Annotated in this window: 3 protein-coding genes and 1 tRNA gene; 3 read left to right on the forward strand and 1 reads right to left on the reverse strand. The window is 72.1% G+C overall.

Features of this window, described 5'->3' with window-relative positions:
- Positions 1-280, forward strand: a 280-nt coding sequence (locus x551_RS21470) for a helix-turn-helix domain-containing protein (RefSeq protein ID WP_036251187.1), incomplete at its 5' end; no start/stop codon positions are given.
- 25 nt (positions 281-305) lie between these two features.
- Here x551_RS21470 and x551_RS21475 read toward each other — a convergent pair.
- Complete coding sequence (locus x551_RS21475) at positions 306-773, reverse strand: cupin domain-containing protein (protein ID WP_036251190.1); 468 nt, start codon at positions 771-773, stop codon at positions 306-308.
- Between the two features lie 130 nt (positions 774-903).
- Here x551_RS21475 and x551_RS21480 point away from each other — a divergent pair, with 130 nt between their 5' ends.
- Both x551_RS21480 and x551_RS21485 read left to right on the forward strand, forming a co-directional pair.
- Complete coding sequence (locus x551_RS21480; protein WP_036251193.1) at positions 904-1,839, forward strand: LysR family transcriptional regulator; 936 nt, start codon at positions 904-906, stop codon at positions 1,837-1,839.
- Positions 1,840-1,887: 48 nt separating this feature from the next.
- Positions 1,888-1,961 (forward strand) — tRNA-Gly (locus x551_RS21485).
- Positions 1,962-2,138 lie beyond the last annotated feature (177 nt).

Consider the following 2,138-nt stretch of genomic DNA (forward strand, 5'->3'; position numbering starts at 1 on the left):
GCGCGAGCGCGGCAATGCCAGCGCGCGGCGCCGGCTGGTGGCCCAGGTGCGCGAGCGCATCGAAGCCGCCCCCGATCGCGCACCCAGCGTGCCCGAGCTGTGTGCGGCACTGCACGTGAGCCGCCGCACGCTGCAATACGCTTTCGAGGACGAAGTGGGCGTCAACCCGCTCGCCTACCTGCGCAGCGTGCGATTGAACGGCGTGCGTCGCCTGCTGCGCGAGGCCGCGCCCGGCCTGACGGTGCAGCGCGCGGCAGCCACTGGGGTTTCTGGAACCTGAGCGCCTTCGCCGGCGACTACCGGCGTCAGTTCGGCGAGCGGGCGTCGGAGACGCTGGCGCGCGCCGCGGCGGCCCGGACCGGCGGCTGAACGCACGCCGCTGCGGTGGCGGTGGGCTGCTGCCACGGCAGCGCGATCGGCGTACCGTCCGGGAACTCCGCCCGCACCGGTGCCATGCCGAGCGCGGCGAACAGCCGCAGCTCGTGCTCGCCGTCGTTGAGGATCTGGTGCACCACACCCCGCGGGATGATGAGCGTGTCGCCGGCCTGGAAGGGCAGGTCGGTGCCGTTCATCGCCAGCAGACCCCGGCCCGCCAGAACCAGGACCACCTCCTCGCAATCGTGCCGGTGCGGCGGCGTGGCGCCGTGTCCTGCGATCGACTGCGACCAGACTTCCAGGCTCGACAGGCCGTCATCGGGGCCCGCGAGCGTGCGGTGCCGTATGCCGGGCAGCAGTTCGGGAAGCAAGGCGGGATGGGAAACGACGGCGTACATGGCAATCTCCTCGGAGCAGGGGGGCGATGCCTGCAGTGTGGGCAGCCGCCGGCGCGTTGATAAGTCCGGGGGCCGGCACTAGACTGCGGACAAGCTGTCATCAATCGAGCGTCCGAACGGCGTTCCGTCCATGGACCAACTCACCGGCATCCTGGCCTTCGTCCGCACCGCCGAGTCGCGCAGCTTCGCGCAGGCCGCGCGCCTGCTCGACGTGACGCCGTCGGGCGTCAGCAAGAGCGTCGCGCGGCTCGAGACGCAGCTCGGCCTGCGGCTGCTGCACCGGACCACGCGCCAGGTGTCGCTCACCGACGATGGCGCGGTGTTCTTCGAGCACTGCCGTCGGTTGCTCGACGACTTCGACGCGGCGCGCAGCCTGATGTCCGACCGCGGCGCCGCGCCGAGCGGGCGTCTGCGGGTGAGCGTCCCGTCGACGCTGGGCAAGCTGTTCGTCGTGCCGCGGCTGCCGCAGTTCCTCGCGGCACGGCCCGACGTGACGCTCGAGCTGGACCTGTCGGATCGCCAGGTGGCGCTCGTCGACGAGCGCGTCGACGTGGCGGTGCGCATCGGCACGCTTCTCGATTCGAGCCTCGTCGCGCGACCGCTGTGGACGCAGCAGGTCGTAACGATCGCCTCGCCGTCCTACCTGAAGGAGAGCGCGGCGCTCGCGACGCTGGGCGACCTGGCGCGGCACCGCTGCCTGAGCTTTCGCTGGCCGACCACCGGCCGCGAGCGGCCCTGGATGTTCCGCTGCGACGGCCGGGCGGTCCAGTTGCGGCCGCGCGTGCACATGATGCTGGACGAAGGCGAGGCGATGGTCGTGGCCGTGCGGGCCGGGCTGGGCGTGGCGCAGGTGCCGGACTACATGGCGGCCGATGCCATCGGCCGTGGCGAAGCCGTCGAAGTGCTCGCTGGCATCCGGCCGCCGCCCACGCCGATCAACGCCGTGTATGCGAGCCAGCGCAACCTGCCGGCCCGCACGCGCGCCTTCGTCGACTGGCTCGCGACCCTGAGTGGCCCGGCGCCGCTGCCGGTCGTGCGCGTGCCTGCGCGCCGCCGTGCGCGCTGATCCGAGGCCTCGGCGTAGGGGCCTGCCGCGCTAGAATCGGCACGCATTGCGGGTGTAGTTCAATGGTAGAACGGCAGCTTCCCAAGCTTCATACGAGGGTTCGATTCCCTTCACCCGCTCCACATTCCGAGGCCACCCTGGTGGCCTTTTTCGTGCCCGGAGCCGGTGATGGCCGATGACTGCCGCCGCGTGTTGCTGGTCGGTTCGCTGCCCTGGGTGCCGGGGCCGGCGGCGCTGGCCGTCGCGGGCTGGGGTCGCTGCACGGTCGAGGCCTGCGCCTCGCCGGACGAGGCGCGTGA

The organism is Methylibium sp. T29 (assembly GCF_000576205.1).
GTDB lineage: Bacteria > Pseudomonadota > Gammaproteobacteria > Burkholderiales > Burkholderiaceae_C > Methylibium > Methylibium petroleiphilum.

Coding starts and splice junctions, on each gene's coding strand:
- x551_RS21480 (WP_036251193.1), top strand. CDS start 904: ATGGACCAACTCACCGGCATCCTGGCCTTCGTCCGCACCGCCGAGTCG.
- x551_RS21475 (WP_036251190.1), bottom strand. CDS start 773: ATGTACGCCGTCGTTTCCCATCCCGCCTTGCTTCCCGAACTGCTGCCC.